Raw genomic sequence first — 3,326 nt, 5'->3', positions numbered from 1 at the left:
ACAAGCCGGCGGAGGCGCGCGCGGACCGGGTGGGCGGGCGCAAGAGCGCGGAGCGGACGGACAAGGGCGCGGAGCGGACGGACAAGGGCGCGGAGCGGACGGACAAGGGCGCGGAGCGGACGGACAAGGGCGCGGACGCCCCGCCGGCCCTCGACAAGGCCTGGGCCGCGTTCCGGGCGGAGGAGGGGGCGTCGGCGGCGCTGGCCACCGTGACGCCGCCGGGGCCGGACGCGGCGCGGATCCGCATCCGTTGGATCGCCGAGGCCGACGCCCCGAAGGCGCGCAACGAATCGATCTTCGACGCCGCGACCGGCGGCCGCCTCTCCCTGTCGCGCTTCTCAGACAAGCCGCTCGGCCGGCAAATCGCCGATTCCATGCTGGAGGTGCATCGCGGGCGCTACTTCGGCGCGGCCTTCGCCCTCGTCTTCTGCCTCGCCGCCCTGGCGATGCCGCCGCTCGCGGTCACCGGACTGGTGCTGTACGTCCTGCGGCGCCGCGCCGGCGCCGCACGGGGATCGGCCTTGAGGCGGGCCGGCGGAGGGAGTAGGCCTGACGGCACCGGAGCCATGCCCGGCAACGCGCCGACTTAGCCTTCGCGATCATGCCTTCGGGGGCTGCCCTGGTTTCCGTGAGACCGCCGACCCAGTTGCCGCCCGAGCCGGACGCCGCCGGCCCCCGTCCCCGCGTCAGCGCGCGCGGACGGCTGCGGACCTACTTCCTCACCGGCATCATCGTCGCGGGGCCGCTGGCGATCACCGCCTACATCACGTGGTGGATCATCACGCTGATCGACGGGTTCGTGAAGCCGCTGGTGCCGGCGAGCTACCTGCCCGACCATTACCTGCCGTTCTCGATCCCGGGGCTCGGCATGCTCATCGCCTTCGTCGCGGTGACCCTGCTCGGGTTCCTCACGGCGAACCTCGTGGGGCGCAGCGTGATCGAGTTCGGCGAGGTGCTGCTGGCGCGCACCCCCGTGATCTCGGGGCTGTACAAAGGCCTGCGGCAGATCTTCGAGACGCTGTTCTCCGCCAACGGAACCTCGTTCCGCACGGTCGGCCTCGTCGAGTTCCCGGTGAAGGGAACGTGGTCGGTGGTGTTCCTGTCGGCGCCGGCCGCGCCCGACGTCCAGGCGGCGCTGCCGGGCGGCAAGGGGGAGCCAACGGGAAATGGAGGGAGCGAAGCGCGCAACGACTACGTCGGCGTGTTCCTGCCCTGCGCGCCGAACCCGACCACGGGGTTCTTCTTCTACCTGCCGCGCGCCGACATCATCGAGGTCGGGATGAGCGTGGACGACGCGGCCAAGCTGGTGATGTCGGCCGGCGTCATCCAGCCGGACGATCCGCAGGCCCGGCTCCAGGCCATGGCCGCGTCCCTGCGGACGGCACAGGGCGCACCGTCGGCAGGCGCCGCGCCGGTGCGGGAGGAAGCCTGACGGATCAGGACGCGCTGGCGACGACGGTCTTTACCGGGGCGACGGCTTGACTGCCGTTCATCCAGCCCGTCGAGGTCTCGGCGGCGAGGAGCAGCGCCAGGGCGAGGGCGAGACCGTTGGCGGCGATCCAGAAGGGACGGGCGGCCCGACGCACGGCGAGCGCCACGTCGGAGGCCTGTGCGGAGGCCGCGTCGGAGATCGGCAGGAGCCAGGGCTCGTGAGCGAGGGACTGCCATCCCTCGGAAGAACCCGGCAGGCGTTGGAACGGTCCGGTCAGCATCGCTGTCCTCCATCTTTCCCGTGACGGCCTGAACGAATCAGCCTTTCGTTCAGGTTCAGTTAAGATTGAAACATGGCCACTGCAAGGCACGCTCGGCTACGTGGGGCTCTCAACGGCCGCCGGACCGTTCGCGTTCCGTACCGGATCGACGATTCCGCCAGGACCCGAAACCCTCGCGCTGCGGCCCGTGCGCCGAGACGCCGACGGTCTGTCCCGCCAGGGTGCGAAGAGCGCCCCGCGGAGCGGGCCGTTCAGGACCTTGGTCCTGTACGGCGTCGAGCGAAGCGAAAGCCCACGCCCAAGCCCGCGGACGCGGGCGTCGGCGATTGAGGCCGTCGGAAAAATAGGGCCGGCGCTGTCAAGCGATAGCCCTGCCTGTCCCGCGTGGGCCATTGCGCCAAGCGTCCGATCCCTTATCTCGCCGTGAACGATCTCACGCGAGGACGAGACGATGCCGAAGGCGATACGCGTTCAGGATTACGGCGGCCCCGAAGTGATGGCCTACGAGGACGTGCCGACGCCTCAGCCCGGCCCCGGCCAGATCCGCATCCGCGCCGGCGCGATCGGCGTCAACTTCATCGACATCTACTTCCGCTCCGGCGCCTACAAGGCGGCGCAGCTGCCGTTCACGCCGGGCAAGGAGGTCGCCGGGACGGTGACCGCGGTCGGCGAGGGCGTGACCGGGTTCTCGGTCGGCGACCGGGTCGCCACCGGATCGGGGGAGGGCACCTATGCCGAGGAGCCGCTGATCGCGGCCTCGGCCGCCGTGCACGTGCCAGACGGGATCGACGACTCGACCGCCGCCGGCATGATGCTGAAGGGGCTCACCGCCGAGTACCTGCTGCACCGGACCTACGCGGTGAAGCCCGGCGACACGATCCTGTGGCACGCGGCCGCCGGCGGCGTCGGCCTGATCGCCTGCCAGTGGGCGAAACACCTCGGCGCCACCGTGATCGGCACCGCCGGCTCGGCCGAGAAGGCGGACCTCGCCCGCGCCCACGGCTGCGACCACGTCATCCTCTACCGCGAGGAGGACGTGGCGGCCCGCGTCCGCGAGATCACCGGCGGCAAGGGCGTTCCGGTGGTCTACGACGGCGTCGGCCAGGATACCCTGGCGGGCTCGCTCGATTCGCTGGCGCCGCTCGGCCTGCTCGCGAGCTTCGGCTCGGCCTCCGGTCCGATCAAGGCCCTCGACCTCGGGCTGCTCGCGGCCAAGGGCTCGCTCTACGTCACGCGTCCGACGCTGTTCACCTACGCGAGCCGGCCGGAGATCCTGGCGGAGATGGCCAAGAACCTGTTCTCGGTGGTGCAGAGCGGCGCGGTGAAGATCCCGGTCAACCGCACCTACAAGCTCGCGGAAGCCCAGCAGGTCCACCGGGATCTGGCCGGCCGCGAGACCACGGGCTCGACGGTGATGGTGCCGTGATCCGAGGATCGGCAACGATCCGGGGATCATCGGATCGGAGGATCCCGGTCTCGATCGTTCGTCCCTCGCGCTCCGGAGGCCGCCCGTGAGGGTCGGCGCGGCCGACGCCCTGCTCGTCGTCGACGTGCAGGGCGACTTCCTGCCCGGCGGCGCGCTGGCGGTGCCCGACGGCGACGCCGTCGTGGCGC

General features: G+C 71.4%; 4 protein-coding genes and 1 pseudogene. 4 read left to right on the top strand and 1 reads right to left on the bottom strand.

Annotation, left to right across the window (positions count from 1 at the left end):
• Together FV222_RS20830 and FV222_RS20825 are read left to right on the top strand one after the other, a co-directional pair.
• Positions 1–590 (top strand): PepSY-associated TM helix domain-containing protein (locus tag FV222_RS20830; protein ID WP_147815544.1); only part of this gene is annotated, 590 nt, incomplete at its 5' end.
• A 29-nt stretch (positions 591–619) separates the two neighbouring features.
• On the top strand, positions 620–1,432 hold the full coding sequence (locus tag FV222_RS20825) for a DUF502 domain-containing protein (RefSeq protein ID WP_246685575.1): 813 nt from the start codon (positions 620–622) through the stop codon (positions 1,430–1,432).
• A 4-nt stretch (positions 1,433–1,436) separates the two neighbouring features.
• On the opposite strand, the gene FV222_RS20820 is transcribed toward FV222_RS20825, so the two are convergent.
• Complete coding sequence (locus FV222_RS20820; RefSeq protein WP_147763095.1) at positions 1,437–1,712, bottom strand: hypothetical protein; 276 nt, start codon at positions 1,710–1,712, stop codon at positions 1,437–1,439.
• Positions 1,713–2,163: 451 nt separating this feature from the next.
• Here FV222_RS20820 and FV222_RS20815 point away from each other — a divergent pair, with 451 nt between their 5' ends.
• Complete coding sequence (locus FV222_RS20815) at positions 2,164–3,138, top strand: quinone oxidoreductase (protein WP_147763094.1); 975 nt, start codon at positions 2,164–2,166, stop codon at positions 3,136–3,138.
• Positions 3,139–3,223: 85 nt separating this feature from the next.
• Positions 3,224–3,326, top strand: a pseudogene (locus FV222_RS31395) (nicotinamidase); the annotation flags it as partial.

Origin of the sequence: Methylobacterium sp. WL103 (assembly GCF_008039885.1) — a bacterium.
Classification (GTDB): Bacteria; Pseudomonadota; Alphaproteobacteria; order Rhizobiales; family Beijerinckiaceae; genus Methylobacterium; species Methylobacterium cerastii.
The sequence above is the reverse complement of the archived record's forward strand: the minus strand, read 5'-3'. Positions and strand labels throughout refer to the sequence as shown.

Excerpts from the sequence above, each read along its gene's own strand:
- FV222_RS20820 (WP_147763095.1), bottom strand. The coding sequence starts at position 1,712 with ATGCTGACCGGACCGTTCCAACGCCTGCCGGGTTCTTCCGAGGGATGG.
- FV222_RS20815 (WP_147763094.1), top strand. The coding sequence starts at position 2,164 with ATGCCGAAGGCGATACGCGTTCAGGATTACGGCGGCCCCGAAGTGATG.